Source organism: Mesorhizobium sp. M7A.F.Ca.US.006.04.2.1 (assembly GCF_004022915.1).
Classification (GTDB): Bacteria; Pseudomonadota; Alphaproteobacteria; order Rhizobiales; family Rhizobiaceae; genus Mesorhizobium; species Mesorhizobium ciceri.
On sequence record NZ_RZQA01001578.1, the window covers coordinates 1 to 559 of the forward strand.

At 57.8% G+C, this 559-nt stretch carries 1 protein-coding gene; it reads right to left on the reverse strand.

Going from position 1 to position 559, the window contains the following annotated elements:
• Window positions 1-161: 161 nt before the first annotated feature.
• On the reverse strand, window positions 162-559 hold a 398-nt coding region (tagH, locus tag EN925_RS38830), incomplete at its 5' end, for a type VI secretion system-associated FHA domain protein TagH (RefSeq protein ID WP_128337504.1).

The following is a 559-nucleotide window of genomic DNA, read 5'->3' on the forward strand; positions in this document are numbered from 1 at the left end:
CCCGCCGTAGCATGACATTGCCGCAGACCCCCAGGTCAATGAGTCTTACCCGCTTGGCGAACTGTCGTACGCGATTGTAATCTCAGAAATTGTTTATTGGAACCGGATGCCGGGCGTCGGAGGACTTTTCTGATTGCCCTGCCAGGCGTTTCCTGGATCGCCTATTTTTGCTTGTCGGCTTTGGCGTAGGCCTCGCTGAAATACGCCAGGAAGATGTCCAGCATGCCGTTTTCATGTGCCTCCTCCATGGTCCGCCATGTCGCGACATAGGCGTCCCAGGCCTGCCCCTTCTTCGATGTGAACGACGTAGGCGGGAGTTTCCTGCCGATCGCCTCGGGCGACAGGTCGTCAAGCAGTCGGGAGAGCGCAGCTTGCATGGCGGCATAGGTGGCGAATTCGTGCGTCTTCAGATCGCGGAATGCGTCCTCGATACTGCGCCTGGCATCAAGATAGCCGGCCCTGCGACGGGCGAACATGATTTCGAGGATTTCGTCGGTTCCTGGAACGAACTTCAGCGGATTGTTGTCGGCGGCGCTGATCATCGTTCGTTGTGTGCTCT